The following is a 457-nucleotide window of genomic DNA, read 5'->3' on the forward strand; positions in this document are numbered from 1 at the left end:
CTTTAGTGATGTACAAGACGTCCTTAGTTCTTGGAGCGCGCTTGTTGGCTGGCTGGCCTTTCTTGCTTACCCAGACATCTAAGTGCTTAGCTACCTTCTTTACTTTACCGGTTACTTTGTAACCTTTTGGTAACTTCTTTTTAGCTGTCGCTAATTTGCTCAATACCTTAAAATCTGTTTCACCTTTAGCTACCGTAATATGAGCTCTCTTAATAATTCTGCCACCTTTACCGATGTATAAAACTAACATTTGATGAACTCTTGGAATTTCAGGGGCTTCTGGCTCAATATTATCGTTAACAGTAGTAACAACTGGAGTGTTGTTCGATTCAGTTGAAATAGTACCTGTATTATTAGGAATAATAGTTACACTACCGTAATCACTATTTGGTCCAGCAGGAATTTCATTATTACTTGTATTGTTATTATTATCACTAGGTCTGCTGTTATCAACCAC

General features: G+C 37.4%; 1 pseudogene. It reads right to left on the reverse strand.

Annotation, left to right across the window (positions count from 1 at the left end):
- Positions 1-457, reverse strand: a pseudogene (locus tag FC57_RS11065) (hypothetical protein); the annotation flags it as partial.

The sequence above is a fragment of the Lactobacillus ultunensis DSM 16047 genome, assembly GCF_001436305.1.
Classification (GTDB): Bacteria; Bacillota; Bacilli; order Lactobacillales; family Lactobacillaceae; genus Lactobacillus; species Lactobacillus ultunensis.